Origin of the sequence: Tenacibaculum salmonis (genome assembly GCF_041053065.1) — a bacterium.
In the GTDB taxonomy this organism is placed as follows: Bacteria; Bacteroidota; Bacteroidia; order Flavobacteriales; family Flavobacteriaceae; genus Polaribacter; species Polaribacter pacificus_A.
The window spans coordinates 613890-635556 of sequence record NZ_JBFCVV010000001.1; the positions used below are offsets into that span (position 1 = coordinate 613890).

General features: G+C 28.8%; 20 protein-coding genes. 1 reads left to right on the top strand and 19 read right to left on the bottom strand.

Annotated features, from left to right (window positions below):
- Positions 1–39 precede the first annotated feature (39 nt).
- Genes AB0T67_RS02500 through AB0T67_RS02510 form a run of 3 tightly spaced genes read right to left on the bottom strand, consistent with a single transcriptional unit; the run spans position 40 to position 2209 of the window.
- Positions 40–666 carry a trimeric intracellular cation channel family protein gene (locus AB0T67_RS02500; RefSeq protein ID WP_271231948.1) on the bottom strand — a complete coding sequence of 209 codons (627 nt, stop codon included), beginning with the start codon at positions 664–666 and terminating at the stop codon, positions 40–42.
- On the bottom strand, positions 667–1785 hold the full coding sequence (locus AB0T67_RS02505; RefSeq protein WP_369219006.1) for a DEAD/DEAH box helicase: 1119 nt from the start codon (positions 1783–1785) through the stop codon (positions 667–669).
- Positions 1786–1816: 31 nt separating this feature from the next.
- Positions 1817–2209, bottom strand: coding sequence for an acyl-CoA thioesterase (locus AB0T67_RS02510; protein ID WP_271231946.1), 393 nt, complete (start codon positions 2207–2209; stop codon positions 1817–1819).
- Positions 2210–2310: 101 nt separating this feature from the next.
- On the opposite strand from AB0T67_RS02510, the gene AB0T67_RS02515 reads away from it, so the two are divergent.
- Entirely contained in the window at positions 2311–3648 is a 1338-nt protein-coding gene (locus AB0T67_RS02515; protein WP_369219007.1) for an MATE family efflux transporter, read from the top strand.
- Here AB0T67_RS02515 and AB0T67_RS02520 read toward each other — a convergent pair.
- The 16 genes from AB0T67_RS02520 to hisG form a co-directional block, all read right to left on the bottom strand.
- Positions 3640–4314: a DUF2461 domain-containing protein gene (locus AB0T67_RS02520; RefSeq protein ID WP_369219008.1), complete on the bottom strand. Its 675-nt coding sequence runs from the start codon at positions 4312–4314 to the stop codon at positions 3640–3642. The two genes, AB0T67_RS02515 and AB0T67_RS02520, sit on opposite strands and share 9 nt — an antisense overlap.
- Before the next feature lie 188 nt (positions 4315–4502).
- Positions 4503–5594 (bottom strand): redox-regulated ATPase YchF, encoded by a 1092-nt coding sequence (gene ychF, locus AB0T67_RS02525; RefSeq protein ID WP_271231943.1) that lies wholly within the window; start codon positions 5592–5594, stop codon positions 4503–4505.
- 170 nt (positions 5595–5764) lie between these two features.
- Positions 5765–6643 (bottom strand): bifunctional methylenetetrahydrofolate dehydrogenase/methenyltetrahydrofolate cyclohydrolase FolD, encoded by an 879-nt coding sequence (folD, locus tag AB0T67_RS02530; RefSeq protein WP_369219009.1) that lies wholly within the window; start codon positions 6641–6643, stop codon positions 5765–5767.
- Positions 6644–6709: 66 nt separating this feature from the next.
- Complete coding sequence (gene ffh, locus AB0T67_RS02535) at positions 6710–8038, bottom strand: signal recognition particle protein (protein ID WP_369219010.1); 1329 nt, start codon at positions 8036–8038, stop codon at positions 6710–6712.
- A 327-nt stretch (positions 8039–8365) separates the two neighbouring features.
- On the bottom strand, positions 8366–11167 hold the full coding sequence (locus tag AB0T67_RS02540; RefSeq protein WP_369219011.1) for a TonB-dependent receptor plug domain-containing protein: 2802 nt from the start codon (positions 11165–11167) through the stop codon (positions 8366–8368).
- 83 nt (positions 11168–11250) lie between these two features.
- A complete protein-coding gene (locus AB0T67_RS02545) occupies positions 11251–12243 on the bottom strand; it encodes a FecR family protein (RefSeq protein ID WP_369219012.1) in 993 nt (330 codons plus the stop codon).
- A gap of 76 nt (positions 12244–12319) precedes the next feature.
- Entirely contained in the window at positions 12320–12886 is a 567-nt protein-coding gene (locus AB0T67_RS02550) for an RNA polymerase sigma factor (protein ID WP_271231939.1), read from the bottom strand.
- A 262-nt stretch (positions 12887–13148) separates the two neighbouring features.
- Complete coding sequence (locus AB0T67_RS02555) at positions 13149–14300, bottom strand: class I SAM-dependent methyltransferase (protein ID WP_369219013.1); 1152 nt, start codon at positions 14298–14300, stop codon at positions 13149–13151.
- Between the two features lie 181 nt (positions 14301–14481).
- Complete coding sequence (gene hisIE / locus AB0T67_RS02560; RefSeq protein ID WP_369219014.1) at positions 14482–15066, bottom strand: bifunctional phosphoribosyl-AMP cyclohydrolase/phosphoribosyl-ATP diphosphatase HisIE; 585 nt, start codon at positions 15064–15066, stop codon at positions 14482–14484.
- On the bottom strand, positions 15063–15815 hold the full coding sequence (gene hisF / locus AB0T67_RS02565; RefSeq protein ID WP_369219015.1) for an imidazole glycerol phosphate synthase subunit HisF: 753 nt from the start codon (positions 15813–15815) through the stop codon (positions 15063–15065). The genes hisIE and hisF overlap by 4 nt, the downstream gene beginning before the upstream one ends.
- Positions 15809–16522, bottom strand: coding sequence for a 1-(5-phosphoribosyl)-5-[(5-phosphoribosylamino)methylideneamino]imidazole-4-carboxamide isomerase (hisA, locus tag AB0T67_RS02570; RefSeq protein WP_369219016.1), 714 nt, complete (start codon positions 16520–16522; stop codon positions 15809–15811). The genes hisF and hisA overlap by 7 nt, the downstream gene beginning before the upstream one ends.
- 24 nt (positions 16523–16546) lie before the next feature.
- On the bottom strand, positions 16547–17128 hold the full coding sequence (gene hisH / locus AB0T67_RS02575; RefSeq protein WP_369219017.1) for an imidazole glycerol phosphate synthase subunit HisH: 582 nt from the start codon (positions 17126–17128) through the stop codon (positions 16547–16549).
- 65 nt (positions 17129–17193) lie between these two features.
- Positions 17194–18327 (bottom strand): bifunctional histidinol-phosphatase/imidazoleglycerol-phosphate dehydratase HisB, encoded by a 1134-nt coding sequence (gene hisB / locus AB0T67_RS02580; RefSeq protein ID WP_369219018.1) that lies wholly within the window; start codon positions 18325–18327, stop codon positions 17194–17196.
- 36 nt (positions 18328–18363) lie between these two features.
- On the bottom strand, positions 18364–19392 hold the full coding sequence (hisC, locus tag AB0T67_RS02585) for a histidinol-phosphate transaminase (RefSeq protein WP_369219019.1): 1029 nt from the start codon (positions 19390–19392) through the stop codon (positions 18364–18366).
- Complete coding sequence (gene hisD, locus AB0T67_RS02590; RefSeq protein ID WP_369219020.1) at positions 19385–20674, bottom strand: histidinol dehydrogenase; 1290 nt, start codon at positions 20672–20674, stop codon at positions 19385–19387. Before hisD ends, hisC begins: the two co-directional genes overlap by 8 nt.
- A gap of 23 nt (positions 20675–20697) precedes the next feature.
- Entirely contained in the window at positions 20698–21555 is an 858-nt protein-coding gene (gene hisG, locus AB0T67_RS02595) for an ATP phosphoribosyltransferase (RefSeq protein WP_369219021.1), read from the bottom strand.
- Between the last annotated feature and the right edge of the window lie 112 nt (positions 21556–21667).

Below are 21667 nucleotides of genomic sequence, written 5' to 3' on the forward strand. Positions count from 1 at the left end.
TTTTTTTAAAGCTACAATTTCCGTTATTTTCATATTTATTTAACTACGTTCACCTAGTGCATCAATTTTTATCTTTGGTAATTCTAACTTGTATTTAACAACAATTGACCTTATTAAAAAAACAACAAATGTAGGTACTACAAATTGAAGGTCTTTATTTATATTAAATTCTGCTAAAATAAGATACACTACTCCACCTGCTAAACAAGCCAAAGCATAAATTTCTTTTTTAAATATTAAAGGAACTTTTCGAGTGAGTACATCTCTAAGTACACCACCAAAAACAGCCGAAACCATTCCCATAATTAACGCTACAAAAGGATGTAAATCATAAGCTAAGCCTTTTTCTAAGCCTAACAAAGTAAATACACTAATACCAATTGTATCAAACAAAAACATTGTTTTACGAAATGGTGCTATTTTACTTCTGAACAAAAAAGTAAAACCAACAGCAGTTAAAATTGTCCAAATATAATTAAGATCACTAATCCAATTTATAGGGTGTGCATTAATTAAAACATCTCGTATCATACCACCACCTACGGCAGTAACAAAGGCAATAATAATAACTCCAAATACATCAAATTTTTTTTTAATTGCAACTAATGCACCACTAATGGCAAATGCAAATGTTCCTGCAATATCAAGGGCGTAGATAATATTCACTTAGATATTTATTTCTGAAAATTTTATTTGTAATGTTCTTTCAACGTCTTTAATATTATTTCTTTCGTTATTTAAAATTAATACTAATGAAACGCCTTTTTTACCTGCTCTTGCAGTTCTTCCACTTCTGTGTGTGTAATATTCTAATTGCTCTGGTAATTGATGATGTACTACAAATCCTAAACCTTTTACATCAATACCTCTTGCTGCAACATCGGTAGAAACTAAAATTTGAAGACTTTCATTTTTAAAAGCACGCATTACTTTCTCACGATCTCTTTGTTGCATATCACCTTCTAAAGCTTCTACAGAAAAACCTTCTTCTTTTAATTCTCTAGTTATTTTTTGAGCTCCAGCTTTTGTTCTTGCAAAAATAATTCCTCTTTCAGCATCTCTTTTTTCTAAAAACTTTATAATTACATCTACTTTTTCAGGAATCGTAGTTTGTATAAACTGATGTGTAATATTTGCATTTACCAAAGTATTTTTATTCACCTCAACTTGTTTTGCTGATGAATCCATGTATTTTTTGATGATATTTCTTATCTCTTCTGGCATTGTTGCAGAAAACAACCAAGTTTTTCTAGTTCCTGAAGTATATTTTAAAATACGATTTAAATCTAATTTGAAACCCATACTTAGCATTTCATCTGCTTCATCAAGTACTAAAGTTTGAATATCTTTTAAATTTACTTCACCTCTTTCTATCAAATCGATTAAACGACCTGGAGTAGCAACAATTACGTGCGTTGTTCTTTTTAAATTATTTATTTGACGATCAATTTTTTCTCCACCGTAAACAGCTTCTATAAAAATTTTATCATCTACATATTTTGTAAACTTAAAAAGTTGTTTTTTTATTTGCTGAACCAATTCTCTTGTTGGCGATAAAATTAATGCTTGAACAGTATCTTTTGATGCATCTATTTTATGTAAAACAGGCAATCCATATGCAGCAGTTTTACCAGTACCTGTTTGTGCTAATCCAATAAAATCAGCATTATTTTGCAATAAATAAGGTATTGCTGTTTCTTGTACTTCGGTAGGTTTTGTAATTCCTAATTCCTTAAGTCCTTGAACATATTCTTTTTGTACTCCTAACCCTGTAAATGTTGTCATTATTTCTATATATAATGTGCAAATATATTGCTTATTTTTTTCCTAAAAGTAAGTTTGTTACTTCTTTAGTTATTCTTTTTGGTTTTTGTGTCGCTGCATCTAACAAGCAGAAAGATGTTTGTGATTTCACTAATAAATCCGAACCTTTATGCATTTCAAAATGACGAATAGAGCGTATTCCTTCTGTTTCACCAACCCATGTTTTCACTGTTATTTCATCACCTAAAACTCCTTGTTTTTTATAATCTATTTCATGTCGAATTACAAACCAAACATAATCTGGTTTAGGAACATCTTTTATTAATAATAACCAATGTGCTGTAGATACTTCTTGCATCCATTGCACATATACCACATTATTTACATGTTGGTATTCATCAATTTCGCTACGTGTAACGATATATTTTTTTTCGTAAAAATTCATACCACAAAATTACACGAATGATGTTAATTATTACTTAAATATACCGCTGATTTTATTACAATAACATAATATTACGGATATTCGGATCTTTAAAATAATCTATGAATAAAACAACAAGCAATTTTGGAACCGAAAAAATAAGTAAGCTATTATTAAAACAAGCAATACCAGCTTCTATAGGAATTTTGGTGATGTCATTAAATATGATTGTTGATACTATTTTTGTTGGTCGTTGGATTAGTGTAATGGCTATTGCGGCTATTACTGTCGTTTTACCGATTGCTTTTTTAATTTCATCTATAGGAATGGGAATTGGTATTGGAGGGAGCTCTATTATTTCTAGGTCTTTAGGAAAAGGTAATACTTTAAAAGCTTTTAAAGTTCTTGGAAATCAAATTACTTTAACAGTTGGTTTGTCTGTATTATTTGTTGGGATGGGAACTTTTTTTTGTTTTTCTATTTTACAATTATTTGGTGCAAAAGGAAGTATTGTAATTCCTGCTACAGAATATTTTCGAGTTATTATCTGGGGAGTTCCTTTCTTAGCTTTTGCCATGATGGGAAACCCTGTTATTAGAGCTGTTGGAAAACCAAATTACGCAATGTTTACCATGATATTACCTGCAATAGCTAATATTTTATTAGATGTTATTTTTATAAAATTTCTAAATTTAGGAATGTTTGGAGCAGGATTAGCAACTTCTATTTCATACGGAGTAAGTGGACTTTTTATTTTATGGTTCTTTTTATCAAAAAATACCGACTTAAAAATTATTCCGAAATATTTTCAGATTGATTTATCTATTTTAAAAGAAATTATTTCACTCGGAGGAATTACAATTATTAGACAAGGAACTATCAGTATTTTAATTATCATATTAAACTATACATTGTTTAAATATGGTGGAGAAATATCTATTGCCGTTTACGGAATTATAAATAGAATAATGTTATTTGCCTTATTTCCTGTACTCGGAGTTACTCAGGGATTTTTACCCATTGCAGGTTATAATTACGGAGCAAATGATTCAAAAAGAGTCAAAGAATCTATAAAAACAGCCATTTTATTCGGTACAGTAATCGCTACATTTATTTTTATTGTAATTATGGTATTTCCTACGGAGTTAATAAGTCTTTTTACTGATGATAAAAAACTTATAAATCTTACTTCGGATGCTTTAATTATCGCATTTTTGGCAACTCCTGTAATTACCACACAATTAATTGGTTCTGCTTATTTTCAGGCTGCTGGAAAAGCATTGCCAGCATTACTACTAACACTTTTAAAACAAGGTTTTTTATTAATTCCGTTAGTTTATATTTTACCTAAATTTTATGGAATAGATGGTGTTTGGATGTCTTTTCCTATTGCCGATTTTTTAGCAACCTTAGTTACTTTTTTATACTTAAACAGAGAAATTAAGCGTAGTTTAAATTAAACTTTCGCCATTTAAATTGGTGGTTAAAATCTCACTCATAAAATCAAAAAAAGGTCGTAGAGCTTTATAAGATGTATTTATTTCTGATAAAAAATCTTTAGATAATACTTCTTTATCCGTAAAATTACGAACGGCTATAAATCCTTTTTTTCGTAATAAATCGATATCAGGATGATTTTTATCAAATCCTCTTGGTGCAGATTTTAATTCAGCACCTTCAAATTTGTTTCCGAAATTTTTAACAAACTCAGAATTATTTAAAATAGCTCTAAATTCAGAAGCATCCATTTCAATTTCTTTTCTAATACGAAGTAAATCTTCTTTATTAGGTTCCCAAAAACCACCTGCTAAAAAACTTTCGCCTCCTGGACGAATTCTTAAATAATAACCGCCTCTTAAATGATTTCCTTTTCGAGAAAATGAACCCGCAAAATGTGGTTGATATGGCGTTTTATCTTTTGAAAAACGAACATCTCTATAAATACGAAACAACTTAAATTTATCAATACTATCGGCTAATTCTAAGTCGGCTCTTATATGTCCATAAAAATCTTTGGCTTTATTTTGAACCTCAGCAAAAGTTGTTTTTTGCTCGGCAAACCAATCACGATTATTATTCTCTTTTAAGTCTTTTAAAAATTGTAGTGTTGATTTTTCTAATTGCATCTGTATTTTTTATTCTTGATAATTTAATTGAAAGGTACAAAAAAACGCTGTAGAAAATTCTACAACGTTTGCTTTGTTTTTTATTTTGCGTTAGGGATTGAACGGCTTGTTTGAGCTCTTTTTTATTTTTCTTAAAAAAATAAAAAAAGCGAGTAGTGAAAGCCCGCCCGAACGCCCTAATAAATATATTAAACGTTAAATCTGAAATTCATAATATCACCGTCTTGCACGATATATTCTTTTCCTTCTACGCCTAATTTACCTGCTTCTTTTACTTTTTGCTCACCTCCTAAGGTAGTATAATCTTCATACTTTGTTACCTCAGCACGAATAAATCCTTTTTCAAAATCGGTATGAATAACCCCAGCAGCTTGTGGTGCAGTATCTCCAATATTAATAGTCCAAGCTCTTACTTCTTTTACACCTACGGTAAAATAAGTTTGTAAGTTTAATAATTTATAAGCAGCTCTAATTAAAACAGCTGAACCAGCTTCTGTTAAACCTATATCGGCTAAAAACATTTCACGTTCTTCGTAATCGTCTAATTCAGTAATATCAGCTTCAGTACCTACCGCCAATACAATTACTTCTGCATTTTCATCTTTTACCGCTTCTCTTACTTTAGTAACATAATCGTTACCGTTTACAGCCGCACCTTCGTCAACATTACAAACATATAATACAGGTTTTGATGTAATAAATTGTAATGTATCAACAATTTCTTGATCTTTTTCTGAAAAATCAATTGCTCTTACTGAAACACCTTGTAATAAAGTTTCTTCAACTTTTAATAAAATTTCTAATTCTATTTGAGCTTCTTTATTACCAGTTTTAGCCGTTCTTTTTACACGCTCTAAACGTTTTTGAACAGTTTCTAAATCTTTTAATTGTAACTCAATATCGATAGTTTCTTTATCTCTAATAGGATCTACAGAAGCATCAACATGAATAATATTATCATTGTCAAAACAACGTAATACGTGAATAATAGCGTCTGTTTCTCTAATATTTGCTAAAAACTGATTACCTAAACCTTCTCCTTTACTTGCTCCTTTTACTAAACCAGCAATATCAACAATCTCAACAGTTGCAGGCATTACTCTTTCAGGGTTTACCATACCTTCTAGAACCTGAATTCTTTTATCTGGTACATTTACAACACCAACATTTGGCTCAATAGTACAAAACGGAAAGTTTGCACTTTGCGCTTTTGCATTTGATAAACAATTAAATAATGTTGATTTTCCTACATTTGGTAACCCTACAATTCCTGCTTTCATTCTATGTATTTATTGAAAATTTGCGTTTGCAAATATACTTGTTTGCTTTTAATTTTAAATGTTTATTTTGTACTGTTTACATTTTATTAAAAAAAGTATTTTATTTATAAAAAATCACTTTACAAAAAATGTAAAGTGATTTTTACTATATGTAATATTTTAAAAAAATATTATTGATTATTTCTTTTAGAAGCTAATAATGTATTTTTTAATAACATTGCTATTGTCATTGGACCAACTCCTCCCGGAACAGGTGTTATAAAAGCTGATTTTGGAGCAACTTCATTAAAATCAACATCACCAACTAAACGGAAACCATTTTTCTTAGATGAATCGGCAATACGAGTAATACCTACATCAATAACAGTTACATCTTCTTTAACCATATCTGCTTTTAAAAATTCAGGAATTCCTATTGCAGCGATAATAATATCAGCCTGTAATGTAATTTCTTTTAAGTTTGTTGTTCTACTATGTGTTAAAGTTACAGTAGCATTTCCAACTTTTCTTTTTTGCCCTAATAAAATACTCATTGGGCTACCAACAATATGACTACGACCAATAACCACTACGTGTTTACCAGAAGTTTCTACTTTATAACGGTCTAATAATTCTAAAATACCATAAGGTGTTGCCGAAATAAAAGTTGGTAAATTTAATGCCATTTTACCAACATTCATTGGATGAAAACCATCAACATCTTTGTCGGGGTTTATTGCCATTAAAACCTTTTGTTCATTAATATGACTAGGTAAAGGTAATTGTACTATAAAACCATCAATATCATTATCAATGTTTAATATAGCTATTTCATTTAATAATTCTTTTTCAGTGGTACTTTCAGGCAATCTAATTAAAGATGATTCAAAACCTACTCTATCACAAGCTTTTACTTTTGCATTAACGTAGGTTAAACTTGCACCATCATTACCAACTATAACAGCTGCTAAATGAGGTGTTTTTTTATCCTGATTTTTTAAATCTAATACATCAATAGCAATTTCTTCTTTAATATCTGCTGATGTTTTTTTACCGTCTAGTAAAATCATTTTGTACTGTGTTGTTGTTAATAATTATATGTAAAGAAAAAGAGAAGCAAAAGCTTCTCTTTGTTGCTATTTCATGTTTTGCATCATTTGCATCATTTTTTTTCCGCCACCGCCTTGCATCATCTTCATCATTTTACTCATTTGATTGAATTGCTTCATCAACTGATTAATTTCTTGTATTGATGTACCAGAACCTTTTGCAATTCGTTTTTTACGATTTGCATCAATAGAAGCAGGATTACTTCTTTCAAACGGAGTCATCGATTGTATAATAGCTTCAATACCTGTAAAAGCGCCTTCATCAATTTCAACATCTTTTAAGGCTTTACCAGCACCAGGAATCATTCCTACTAAATCTTTCATGCTACCCATCTTTTTGATTTGTTGAATTTGACTTAAAAAGTCATCAAAACCAAATTGATCTTTTGCAATTTTTTTCTGAAGTTTCCTAGCTTCATCTTCATCATATTGTTCTTGGGCACGTTCTACTAATGAGATAACATCTCCCATTCCTAAAATACGATCTGCCATACGATCTGGGTGAAAAATATCAATTGCATCCATCTTTTCACCAGTACCAATAAACTTAATAGGTTTATTTACAACTGATTTAATAGATAATGCAGCTCCACCACGTGTATCACCATCTAATTTGGTAAGTACAACACCGTCAAAATTTAAAATATCATTAAAAGCCTTTGCCGTATTTACGGCATCTTGACCCGTCATAGAATCTACAACAAATAATGTTTCTTGAGGATTTATAGCTTTATGAATGTTTGAAATTTCATCCATCATTTCCTGATCAACAGCTAAACGACCAGCAGTATCAATAATCACTACATTTTTACCCGTTGCTTTTGCATGCTTAATAGCATTTTCAGAAATTTCAATAGGGTTTTTATTGTCTACTTCTGCATACACTTCAACACCAATTTGTTCTCCAACAACTTGTAACTGATTAATAGCCGCTGGACGATAAACATCACAACCAACTAATAATACTTCTTTCGATTTTTTAGTTTTTAAGAAGTTTGCTAATTTTCCTGAAAAAGTAGTTTTACCAGAACCCTGTAAACCAGACATTAAGATAACACTCATTGAACCACCTAAATTAATGCCAACAGTGTCACCACCCATTAAATCAGTCAATTCATCTTTAACTAATTTAACCATTAATTGCCCTGGGTTTAACGTTGTTAATACGTCTTGTCCTATGGCTTTTTGTTGTACTCTTTTAGTAAAGTCTTTCGCAATTTTAAAGTTAACATCGGCATCTAATAAAGCTCTACGAACTTCTTTTAGTGTTTCAGCAACATTAACTTCTGTAATTTTCCCGTGTCCTTTAAGCGTATGTAACGCTTTATCTAACTTTTCACTTAAATTATTAAACATGTATCGGCTTCATTTTTAGAGCTACAAATATAATAATTTAGTTGTTAGGACTATGATTTTTTAGAAGCGTTTGTTCGATAAATTTTAATTTTGATATATTTTATTTAAAATTAAGCTGTTTTTTAAAGCTTCTTCTTGTTTCTTTAGAAGATAAAAATAAAAAACTATATAGCTGTTTTTTAAAAAAAAGTAAGAATGCCTAGCCCCGATTGAAGCAATTGTTTGAGCTCTTTTTTGTTTTTCTTTTCAAAAACAAAAAAAGCGAGTGCGGAAAGCGGGAAATTGCTTCTAATTCTTTTTATAATTTTAAATAAAATCACTTCTTTTTTAAAAAGAGAATTGAAGTTTCGAATAATAAAAAGCACCATTAGTTCCCATTTGTGTTGAATCCCAAACACCTCCACTATCAGTATATTTATCTTGCATAGTTGGATAAGTGTTAAAAATATTTGTAGCACCTGTTTGAAAAATTATATTTTTGAAAATATGATATCCCAACTGCAAGTCAACCGTATATTTTGGAAGATAGATATCTTCATTCATTTGCCAATCAATTAATTTAACACCACTAAATCGAGTAACATTTACATTTGCATTAAATTTTTCTTTTTGATAATTAAAATTCAAACTAAATTTATTCTTAGGCGCAGATGCTAATAAAAAATGACGCTCTCGAATACCAAAAAAAGTTTCTTCATCAAGATTTTTATGTTTTATTTCATCTATTTTCATCGAATTTACATTTCCAAATAAATCTATTGAAAACTTAGACTTATTAAATTTCTTAAACCATTTTACTTTAATATCCAAACCACATGTAGTAGTATTTACTCCATTAGCAAAGAATTGTACATTTTCGGCATGTAAATTTAAATCATCAGTATTAAAATTACCGCTCAATATAATTCTATCTTTTATTGAAATAAAGTAAGTATCAAGATTAATTGCAAAGTTATGTTTAGGGTTATAAGTAATTCCTATACTAGTATTTTTAGTAATTTCTTCTTTTAATTTACCAATACCAAATTTACCTGTAATAGGATTGTTATTTGCAATAAGCAAAGATTCAACCAATTGATTTCCAACATAATTTGTAAAACTAAAATTATAATAAGCCTGAGCTAACGAAGGAGCCCTAAAACCTGTACTAAAAGAAGTTCTTAAATTAAGTATAGGAAGTAATTTTAATCTTGTTGCTAGTTTATAGTTTATTCTACACCCAAAATCACTATAATTTTCATACCTTAAAGCTGTAGCAAGCATCCATTTTTTTGTAAAATCAAATTCGGTATCTATATAAAAGCTTAAATTAGTACGTTTTTTTTTAAGTTCATTTTTGGGAGAATATCCTGGAAAACCTTGTGAAGCTCCAGGCCTTATTTTACCATCTAAAGTTACTAAATTAGCTCGTGTAAAATTATTTACAACATCACCTTTTATATTATATGATGCATAAGAGGCTTCTTCGCCTGAGAATATTTCGTAATTTTCTAATCTATATTCTGCTCCTAAAGCAATATTTACTCCTTTAAAAAAATCGGTAAAATTTTTAGAAAAATCAATACTAGTAGTATTCTGACTTAATAAATGCCCACCTGCATCAAACGTTGTTGGAGATTTTTCTAACAACGTAGCGTTTAAGCTATTTTTAATAAAATAATGAAAATTATTAATTCCAAAGGTATTATTAAAATCGATATCCCATTTTTTATAGGTTGATTTTAATCCTGCTGAAAAAGATACATCAAAAATATGAGAAGTTATTATAGGATTAAATCCCTCAGGATAAATCGCTATTACATTTCTTTCGCTATTTTTTTTTCTTGAAAACGCATAAGCTTGTGTGTCTTTAAAATTATATCCACCATTAGCATATAATGTTGTTTTTTTAGAAATAGGAATTTCTGAATTAAAAAAAGTACTTATATTTTTTGTTTTTACATCTCCATACTGCTCTCTAACATCAGTACCTAATCTACAAGTATGATCTTTAGATAAAAAATCTGTTGAAATATTTAAAAATCCTTTTTTAAATATTTTAGTACCATAATTAACATCTACTTTATAAGTAAAGCCATCAACACTATTATTTTTAGAACTTGTATTAATCGTAGCATTATTAAAACCAAGTGTTGTATTTACTTTTAATGAATTTTTATTATTTTTTAAAATTATATTTATAACACCTGCAATAGCATCAGAACCATATTGAGCCGAAGCTCCATCTTTTAAAATTTCAATTCTTTTAATGGCTGATATTGGTATCGTATTCAAATCTGTACCTGAATTTCCTCTACCTCTTGTTCCTTGTAAATTAACAAGCGAAGCCTGATGTCTTCTTTTTCCATTGACTAACACCAATGTTTGATCAGGACCTAAACCTCTATAAGTTACAGGAACAATATGATCAGCACCATCAGCTCCAGATTGTTTAGTCGCATTAAAAGATGGCATGTTATATTGTAAAAATTGATTAACCTCTAACAAACTACTCTTTAATGCTATTTTATTTAAATGGATAATATCAATTGCAGTTACAGCATCTTTTTTTGCTCTTAAATTATTACGAGAACCAATTATCAAAACCTCATCAAGATGTAAACATTCTAATATGATAATTGTTTTTTTATCTGAAGGTATAACCGTTTGTGGTTTATAGCCAATATGAGCTATTATTATAGGTTGATTCTTTTTCAATCTTAATTTAAAAGAACCATTAGAAGAAGAACTTGTACCGTTATTTGTTTGACTTTCTATAATACTAGCACCTTTTAAAGGACTGTAATGTTCATTGAAGACAACTCCACTAATAAATGTATGTTCTATTTTCTTTTTTGTTGATATTAAATCAGGTTTTTTTTTAGGTGTTTTTCTGGATGTATTACTGTAAATAACGTAATAGTTATTACCTAGTGCATCAATATTTAAATATGTTATTTTTTTTAAAAGACGAAAGGTTTTTTTTAAAGAAAGGTTTTTTAATTTTGATTTATCAATAGTAATACCCTTTATAATTGTTGGATTATATGTAAAATGTAGCGCATATTTTTCACTTAAGTCTGCTAATAGGTAAGATAACGAAATATTATTTTTTTGGGTATTTTTTTTATTTTGACTTAAGAGTGTCAAGGAAAAACATAAAAACCCAAAAAGGATTATGTTTACTAATAAACGATTTTTAAAATAACTTAATTGTTTGATAGAATATAAAATTACTTTTTTGAAACAACTAATTTAGTGTTTTCTTTTGTAATTATAACATTTACCGATTTTTCTATCGCTTTTAAACAAATTTCTAAATTACTTGTTGGTATTGCCCCTGAGATTAATATATTTTTAAGATCAGTATTCTTAAAAACAACTTCATAACCATAGGCTTCAGAAACTTTTTTAAATACTTTAGATAGAATTGCATTATTAAAAGTTAGTATACCTGTTTTCCATGAAGTATTTTCAGTCGCTAATACTTTTGAGCGATTTTCTAAAATTTTATCTTGATTTGCAGAAAAAGAAACTAAATCACCTGGAATCATTTTTTTAGCAGTACCATTTTTTAAAGCTAACCAAATGTTACCTTCTTCTAAAAAAACTTGCGTTTTATCAGTATTAGATTTCACATTAAACTTAGTACCATATACTTCAACTTTTAAATCATTAGTAAACACCCAAAATTTCGCATTTGTTGTTTCCTTTTTAGCTACTTCAAAATAAGCCTCTCCATTTAATGTAACTTCTCTGGGAGTTTCTTTTGAATAAGAAATAGTAGAATTAGAATTTAATGTAACCAAGCTACCATCTTGAAGCTTTATATGTAGAATTTCTCCAAATCCACTAGTATAACTTGTAATATTATTTTGTACAAATGTATAAATACCTATTGAAATAAATAGGATAACACTTACAGCAATAGCTAACCACCTATTTTTATTAAAAGTATTCTTTTTAATTTTTTGCTCTCTTTCTAAAATTTTTGCTTCAAAATCATTCCAAGCAAAATTAACTTTTTCTTTAGATATAAGGTTTTCTTTAAATTGAATTCCTATAATAATTGCTTTAGCTTCTTCTGCAATTTCTTTTTTATCAGGATTATTAATTAACCAATACTGCCAAAAAGAAACATCACTTAATTTAGAGTTTAAAGCCCAGTTTTTAAAAGAGGTATCTTTTAAGAAATCATCAATATTATTGTATAGTTTATTTATCATTTAAATATAGAAAATACATGCTTATATTACAATAAGTAATTAAATTATAATATATACTCTTTTTGAGAGTGCGAATTTAAGAATTAAATAATTGTAAAATCTGAATATCCTCTCTTAATCGTTTTATAGCTTTATGAATATAATTAACAACACTTTGGTAGTTAATCCCCATAACATCAGCTATTTCTTGAGTTTTAAGCTCACAATTGTATTTCAAGTATAATACTTCTCGTTGTTTTTTAGGAAGTTTATTTAACGATACACTAAGATTTTTATTTCTAAAAGAAGTAGATTCTTGACTTGTTAGTAACTCTTCAGGTGTAAAATGAATATCAACAATGTTTTCATTAATATTTCTGATAAACTTGTTTTTTTGATTTTTCTGAAGTATTTTAATTAAAAATCGCCTATAAGAAGTGAATAAATAAGGCGCAATACTATTTAAATCACTTAAATTTTCTCGATGTTCATATACATACATAAAAAAATCTTGAAGCGAATCTTCTGTTATTGTTTTATTTCCTGAAATTTTTAAACCATAATTAAATAAACTAGTATAATAATTTTTAAAAAGTGCTTCAAAAGCAGTTAGATTTCCTTCTTTTAATGATTTCCATAAAATTTCATCAGACAATTTTTTCATAAAGAAAGCGGGGGATTTTAGTTAATTTTTTTTTAAATATAGTGAAAAATATTTCAAAAAATTAACAATTAACCTCAAAAAAAGGTAAAACCCCTTAAACATATATTAAAAAAAAGAAATAAAAAATACATTTTAAACAATGTAAAACAAAGACAATTCGTTTAATAAAACTAACAGAAAATCAATATATTGTAACACTTTATAAAAAATAAAAAAACCACTAAAGTAGTGGTTTTTTATAAAAAACATTAAAATTATTATTTTACACAAGTGTTTCTAAATAATGACTTTCAATTAAATAAGCATCTTTCAAAGTACTTATTTTTCCATCAATTTTAGAAATATCGTTCTTTTTAATAGACTTACTTGCCACTAACATTACATTTTTACGTGTATGTTCGTTACTTATAAATTCAAAAACTTTGGTGTTATAATTACTTTTTTCTAAGATTAACGCACGAATAGTATCTGTAACCATTTCAAAATGACGCTCTTTAAAAATACCGTATTTTAATAACGGACTTTCTTGCTCTTTTCCTTTTACTTGCTGACGAATTTGTTTATGACAACAAGGTGCACAAATAATTAATTCTGCTTTTGCAGATAATCCTTTATAAATCGCATCATCTGTTGCCGTATCACAGGCGTGTAATGCGATTAAAATATCAATTTTATTATTATCATATTCTTGAATTGGTTGAGCTACGAATGATAATTTATTAAATGCCGATTTTTCAGCAACGTCATTACAATAATCTACCAATTCTTTACGTAATTCGATCCCTGTAACCGTTGCGCTGTATTTTTTTTGATTTACTAGATAATCATACAAAGCAAATGTTAAATACCCTTTACCCGATCCCATATCAACAATATTAATATGTTTTGGTAAGCGTGTAGATTTTAATAAGCCTTCAATAATTTCTAAATATTTATTGATTTGACGATATTTATCTGCCATTTTATGAATAACCTTTCCTTCTTTATCGGTAATTCCTAAATGATGTAAATAACTCCCTGCTTCGGCTAAACGCTCTTTTGGTTTGTCGTGTGTTTCAGGTAATTTATGCTTAAAACTAGCGGCATTTACTCGATAAGAAACTAGCTTTCTTTTAGAAATAAATATCAATAAATCTTTAGATAACGTAAACAACGTTGCTGCTCTAAAGTTGTCCATCAATAAAATTTCTAATTCTGTAATAGCTTCAGAAATTGTATAATTCTTAACCTTATCATTTGTATTATAATGATACGTAAATTGAAACATTTCTGTTCCTTTTATCTTTACCAAACGAACATATACATTTGGTAATCCATCACTTTTCTTGATAGGTTTACTTAATGTTAGTTTTACAAAATTATTATCTAAAACGCTTTCGTTTAAGGTGTCTTTTAATTGTTGGAATTCATTCATTTTGCAAAAATAGTTAATATGCTTTGGTTTATTAGTAATAAGTAATAAAATTTAACTGAACTAATTAATCAAAAATAATTTTGAATGATTTCATTTTCAGTAATAAATAAAGTTTTTTTAATCAAAAAAGATAGCAAATTTAAACTTGCTATCTTTTTCTTATTTATTATAATAATTACTATTAATTTCTTTCTTTTAAAACTGCTTCTATTTCACTTAACGTAAAACCTTTTGCTTTTAAAAGAATCACAATATGATAAAATAAATCGGCAGCTTCATTTTTAAATAAATCAGCATCATTATCTTTTGCTTCAATAACAAGCTCTACAGCTTCTTCTCCAACTTTTTGAGCAACTTTATTAATTCCTCTTTTATACAATTTGTTTGTATATGATGTTGGATGATCGCTATCAATTCTATCAGAAACAATACGCTCTAATTCATATAAAAACCCTTTTGGAGTTTCATCTGCAAAACAAGAAGTCGTTCCTTTATGACAAGTTGGTCCTGCAGGAATTGCTTTTATTAAAATGGTATCGTTATCGCAATCTATTTGAATATCTTTTACAGCTAAAAAGTTACCAGACTCCTCTCCTTTTGTCCACAACCTACTTTTACTTCTACTAAAAAAAGTAACTTTATTTGTATCTTTTGTTTTTAAGAACGCTTCTTCGTTCATATACCCTAACATTAACACTTGTAATGTGGTATCATTCTGAATTATTACAGGAACTAACCCATCTCCTTTTGTAAAATCTATATTCATCGTACTGGTATATTTTGTTCTTTTAAATATTGTTTAAGTTGTGGTACTGGTATTTCAGCAAAATGAAAAATACTTGCTGCTAAACCTGCACTAGCTTGAGTTTTTGTAAATACATCTTTAAAATGTACTTCTTTACCCGCACCTCCTGATGCTATAACTGGAATATTAATTGCGCTACTCACTGAGTTCGTTATATCAATTGAAAAACCAGCCTTAGTTCCATCACTATTCATAGAAGTTAGTAAAATTTCACCAGCTCCTAATTTTTCTGCTTCTTTAGCCCAAGCAACTGTTTCTAATTCAGTTTCGTGAGTACCTCCTTTTGTAAATACTTTCCATGTATCATTCACATGTTTAGTATCAATAGCAACTACTACAAACTGACTTCCAAACCTATTTTTTAAATCAGTAATTAACTGCGGATTTTTTACTGCAGATGAATTGATACTTACCTTATCTGCTCCTGCTTGAATTAACTTTGATGCATCTTCAACAGTACTAATTCCACCTCCAACTGTAAATGGTATGTTTATTTCTTGTGCTATTTGCTCAACTAAATCAACTAATGTTTTTCTGTTTTCTAAAGTAGCAGTGATATCTAAAAAAACTAATTCATCAGCACCATCTTTTACATATTGTTTTGCTAATTCTATCGGATCACCAGCGTCTTTAATATCAACAAAATTAACACCTTTTACAGTTCTTCCGTTTTTAATATCTAAACAAGGTATTATTCTTTTTTTTAACATAGCTTTTGTAATTCTTTTAAGCTGATATAACCTTCGTAAATAGCTTTTCCTAAAATAGCAGCTTCACAACCAATTTCTTTTAATTCAATCAAATCTGCCATGCTTGAAACTCCTCCGCTTGCGGTTAAGTTTACGCCACTTTTACTTAAAATTTCTTTATACAAATCAACTGATGCTCCTTGTAACATTCCATCTTTAGCAACATCTGTACAAATAGTATTTTTCACACCTATTTTTTCGTATTGTTTGATAAAATCAACAACATCTACTTCTGATGTTTCTAACCATCCATGAGTTGCTATTTTTCTGTTGATACAATCGGCACCTAAAATAATTTTATCGCTACCATATTTAGTTAACCATCCTGTAAAAACGTCAGGATTTTTAACTGCAATACTACCTCCAGTTATTTGACTAGCTCCGTTTTCAAAAGCAATACGTAAATCTTCATCAGATTTTAATCCACCTCCAAAATCAATTTTCAAATTGGTTTTAGCTGAAATTTGTTCTAATATTTTATAATTTACAATATGTTGCGATTTAGCACCATCTAAATCTACTAAATGTAAATACTCAATTCCGTTGTCTTCAAATTCTTTGGCTACTTCAACAGGATTTTCGTTATATATTTTTTTAGTTGCGTAATCTCCTTTTGTTAAGCGAACGCATTTTCCTTCGATAATATCTATGGCAGGTATAATTCTCATTTTTTTATTTTTATTTTTGAAGCCTTATAATTCTAAAAAGTTTTTCAATAAATTTTCACCAATACTTGCTGATTTTTCAGGGTGAAATTGCATCGCATAAAAATTATCCTTTTGCATAATTGAACTAAATGGTTGGATATAATTACAGGTTGCTATGGTATTTTCACAAACCTCAGCATAAAAACCGTGTACATAATACACATCATCATTACTATTTAAATTTTCGACAATTTTTGATGGTTTAATTTCAGCAAAACTATTCCATCCCATGTGCGGAACTTTTTCTAAAGGCGGAAACTTTTTTGTAACCGTATCAAAAATACCTAAACAAGTTGTGTTTCCTTCTTCTGAAGACATTCCCATTAATTGTAAACCTAAACAAATACCCAATACTGGTTGAGTTAACGATACTAAAAGCTCGTCTAATTTACGTTCTTTTAAATACGCCATTGCTGAACTTGCTTCACCAACACCAGGAAAAATTACTTTTTCTGCTTGGCGTATTTCATCAGGATTATCAGTTATAATACTTTCATATCCTAAACGCGTAATCGCATTTTGAACCGATCGTATATTACCCGCATTATATTTTATAATTGCAATCATATTGTATTTTTCAATTATGAATTTTCAATTACAAATATTATCTGTAATTGAAAATTCATATTTATTTATAGCATTCCTTTTGTTGATGGTAAAATCATTTTGCTACTATCTCTTTTTACAGCAACTTTTATAGCTTTTGCAAATGTTTTAAAAATAGCTTCTATTTTATGATGTTCATTATCACCTTCAGCTTTTATATTTAAATTACATTTTGCACCGTCAGTAAACGATTTAAAAAAGTGAAAAAACATTTCTGTTGGCATTTTACCAATCATTTCTCTTTTAAAATCTGCTTCCCAAACTAACCAATTTCTACCTCCAAAATCGATAGCTACTTGTGCTAAACAATCATCCATTGGTAAACAAAATCCGTAACGTTCTATTCCTAATTTGTTACCTAAAGCAGTATTAAAAACTTCACCTAACGCAATTGCCGTATCTTCAATTGTGTGATGTTCATCAACTTCTAAATCTCCTTTTACTTGAATATCTAAATCCATTTGCCCATGACGTGCAATTTGATCTAACATATGATCGAAAAAATCAATTCCTGTACTAATGTTACTTTTACCAGTTCCATCAAGGTTTAATTTGATGTCAATTTTCGTTTCATTGGTATTTCTAACAATTTCAGCCGTTCTTTCTTCTAACTTTAAAAACTCATAAATAGCATTCCAATCGCTACTTTCTAAGGCGATAAAATCATCTAATTCACTTCTTTTAACTGTAATTTCATCAGTACCTAAAAAAGTTTCATCATTTATATAAATCCCTTTTGCTCCTAAGTTTTTAGCTAATTCAACATCTGTTAAACGATCACCAATAACAAATGAATTTGCTAAGTCATATTCTTCAGAAAAAAACTTTGTTAACAAACCTGTATTTGGTTTTCTTGTTGGCTGATTATCTTTAGCAAAAGTGATATCAATAATTTCTTCAGAAAAAACAATTCCTTCTTCAGCTAATGTTCTCATAACAAATTTATGTACAGGCCAGAATGTATTTTCAGGATACACTTCTGTTCCTAATCCATCTTGATTTGTAACTAAAACTAATTCGAAATCTAATTCTTTAGCTATTTTACTTAATCCTTGAAATACCTTCGGATAAAACTCTAATTTTTCGAATGAATCTGTTTGTTCGTCTGCTGGTTCTTTAATTAAAGTTCCATCTCTATCTATAAATAATACTTTTTTCATCTTATTATTTTTAAATCAATAACTATAAGTTATTTTTTATGTTAGTGATTTTAATGCTGTAATTAATCTTTTATTTTCGTCTGTGCTTCCTACTGTAATTCGTAGGCAATTATTTACTAATGTATTTCTATTTCTTGTAATTATTTTCAGATCTACTAATTTAGTATATACAGCATTTGCATCTGCTACCTCTATTAAAATAAAATTAGCTTCAGTTGGATATATTTTTTTTACTAAAGAAAGGTTTTTAAAACCATTAATCAATTTTTCTTTTTCATTGATAATGATGTTTTTATTCTCCTCAAATTGAGCTAAATTATCTAAAGAAGCTATTACTGCTTCTTGATTTAAAGTACTTACATTGTAAGGAGGTTTTACCTTATTATATAAGTCGATAACCTCAGAATTTGCGTATGCTACACCTACTCTTACTGCTGCCAATCCCCAAGCTTTACTAAAGGTTTGACTTACAATTAAATTTGGATATTTTTCTAATTGAGTACTATAAGAAGCTCTTGAACTAAAATCAATATAAGCTTCATCAATAATTACTACTCCGTTAAAATTCTCCAATATATATTCAATAGTTTCGTCTTCGAAACAATTTCCTGTAGGATTGTTTGGCGAACAAATAAATATAATTTTTACATCCTCCATATCTAAATATGGTTGTAACTGATTTAAACTTATTTGAAAATCATTTACCAAAGGTTGCTTAATTAATTCAATATCGTTGATACTTGCCGAAACATCGTACATTCCGTAAGTAGGCGAAAAAGTTAACGCTTTATCTTTTCCTGGTTCACAGAAAATTCTGAATGCTAAATCAATTACTTCGTCACTTCCATTTCCGACAAAAATTTGATTTTCAGCAACTTTTTTAATTACTGATAATCGTTCTTTGATTTTTGTTTGCTTCGGATCAGGATATCTATTTAAAACTCCAAAAGGATTTTCATTAGCATCTAAATATACTTCTGCAGTTCCTTTAAATTCATCTCTTGCTGATGAATATGCCTTTAATTTTTGAATATTTGGGCGAACTATTTTATCTAAATTAAACATTTTCAATATCTTTTAATCTTAAGGTAACAGCGTTTTTGTGAGCTTGTAAACCTTCGGCTTCTGCCATTAATTCTATTGCTTTTCCAATAGTTGCTATTCCTTGTTTTGTTACTTCCTGAAAAGTAATTTTTTTGATAAAACTATCTAAAGAAACACCACTATAATTTTTAGCATATCCGTTTGTTGGTAACGTGTGATTTGTTCCACTTGCGTAATCACCTGCACTTTCACAACTATAATTTCCTAAAAACACCGAACCTGCATTGATTACTTTATCAATATATATTGATGTATTTTCAGACGCAATAATTAAATGTTCTGGTGCATATACATTACTAAAATCAATCATTTCATCCGAAGAATTTAAAACAACTACAAAACTGTTTTCTAATGCTTTTTCGGCGGTTTCTCTTCTAGGTAATTCTTTCACTTGCTTCGCTACTTCGGCAAGTACATTTTCTGAAACCTCTAATGAAGTTGTTACTAAAACTGCTTGGCTATCTGCTCCGTGTTCGGCTTGCGATAATAAATCGGCAGCTACAAATGCAGCGTTTGATGTTTCATCAGCAATAACCAAAACTTCACTTGGTCCTGCTGGCATATCAATAGAAAGCCCTTCTTGCTGAACCAACTCTTTTGCTTTTGTTACATACTGATTTCCTGGACCTAATATTTTATATACACTAGGAATAGTTTCTGTACCATACGCCATTGCTGCGATTGCCTGAGCTCCACCAACTTTAAAAATTTTAGTAACACCAACTAATGCTGCTGTATATAAAATTGCAGGGTGAACTTTTCCTTCTTTATTAGGAGGTGTACATAAAACAATTTCTTTACAACCTGCTATTTTTGCAGGAGTTGCCAACATTAATATTGTTGAAAATAAAGGTGCAGATCCTCCAGGAATATACAAACCAACTTTTTCAATAGCAACACTTTTACGCCAACAAGTAACACCCGCAGTAGTAACTACTTTTTTCTCTTCCTCTTTTTGAGAATTATGAAAAACTTCAATGTTACTTTTTGCTAATTGAATTGCTTCTTTTAACTCCGAACTAACTAATTTTTCAGCTTCTTCAATTTCTGTATTAGTTACTTCAAAAGAAGTTAAAGAAACTTTATCAAACAATTCAGCATATTTTGTTAATGCTTTATTTTTATTGATTTTGACATCATTTAAAACATTTTGAACCGTTTCTTGTAAATTATTTTGATTTAAAGTAGCTCTTTTACACAGCGATGTCCAATCTTTTACTGCTGGATATTTTATAATTTTCATGTTATTTCTTCTTAAAACACTGATTAAACAACCATTTTTTCAATAGGACATACTAAAATACCTTCTGCTCCATTCTCTTTAAGCTCGTCTATAATTCCCCAAACTTCATTTTTATCTAAAACAGAGTGTACAGAACTCCATCCTTTTTCTGATAATGGTAAAACAGTAGGACTTCTCATTCCTGGTAAAATGCTGATAATTTTTTCTAATTTATCATTAGGAGCGTTTAATAAAATATATTTAGAACGTCTTCCTTTTAAAACCGATTGAATTCTGAACTGTAATTTATCTAAAATTTCTTTTTGAGGTGCTTCTAATTTTGGAGAAACAGCTAAAACAGCTTCCGATCTTAAAATAACTTCTACTTCTTTTAAATTATTTTTAAATAATGTAGATCCACTTGATACGATATCACAAATACCCTCTGCCAAACCAATATTTGGAGCAATTTCTACAGAACCATTAATAATGTGTAATTGAGAAGTAATATTTTTTGATTTCAAGAAATTTTGAACTGTATTCGGGTATGATGTTGCAATTCTTTTATCTTGAAAATAAGTTAATCCAGTATATTCATCAGCTTTTGGAATTGCTAAAGATACTTTACATTTAGAGAAACCTAATTTTTCGATAAACTCAATATCTCCTCCTTTTTCAATTAATAAATTTTCACCAATAATAGCGATATCTATAACTCCATCTTTTAAATATTGAGGAATATCTCCATTTCTTAGATAAAAAACCTCTAAAGGAAAATTACTTGCAGAAGCTTTTAATTGGTCTTTTCCATTATCGATAGAAATACCACAACTTTTTAAAAGACTTAATGAATCTTCGTTTAATCTTCCTGATTTCTGAATTGCAATTCTTAATTTGCTCATTTTTTTATTATTTAATCTGAGCAAATTAACGTGTAGTTTATTTCTTTTTAGAAAAAAAATACCCGCTTGATTTGCTCAAACGGGTTTAAAATATATTTTATTTTTAGTCAAT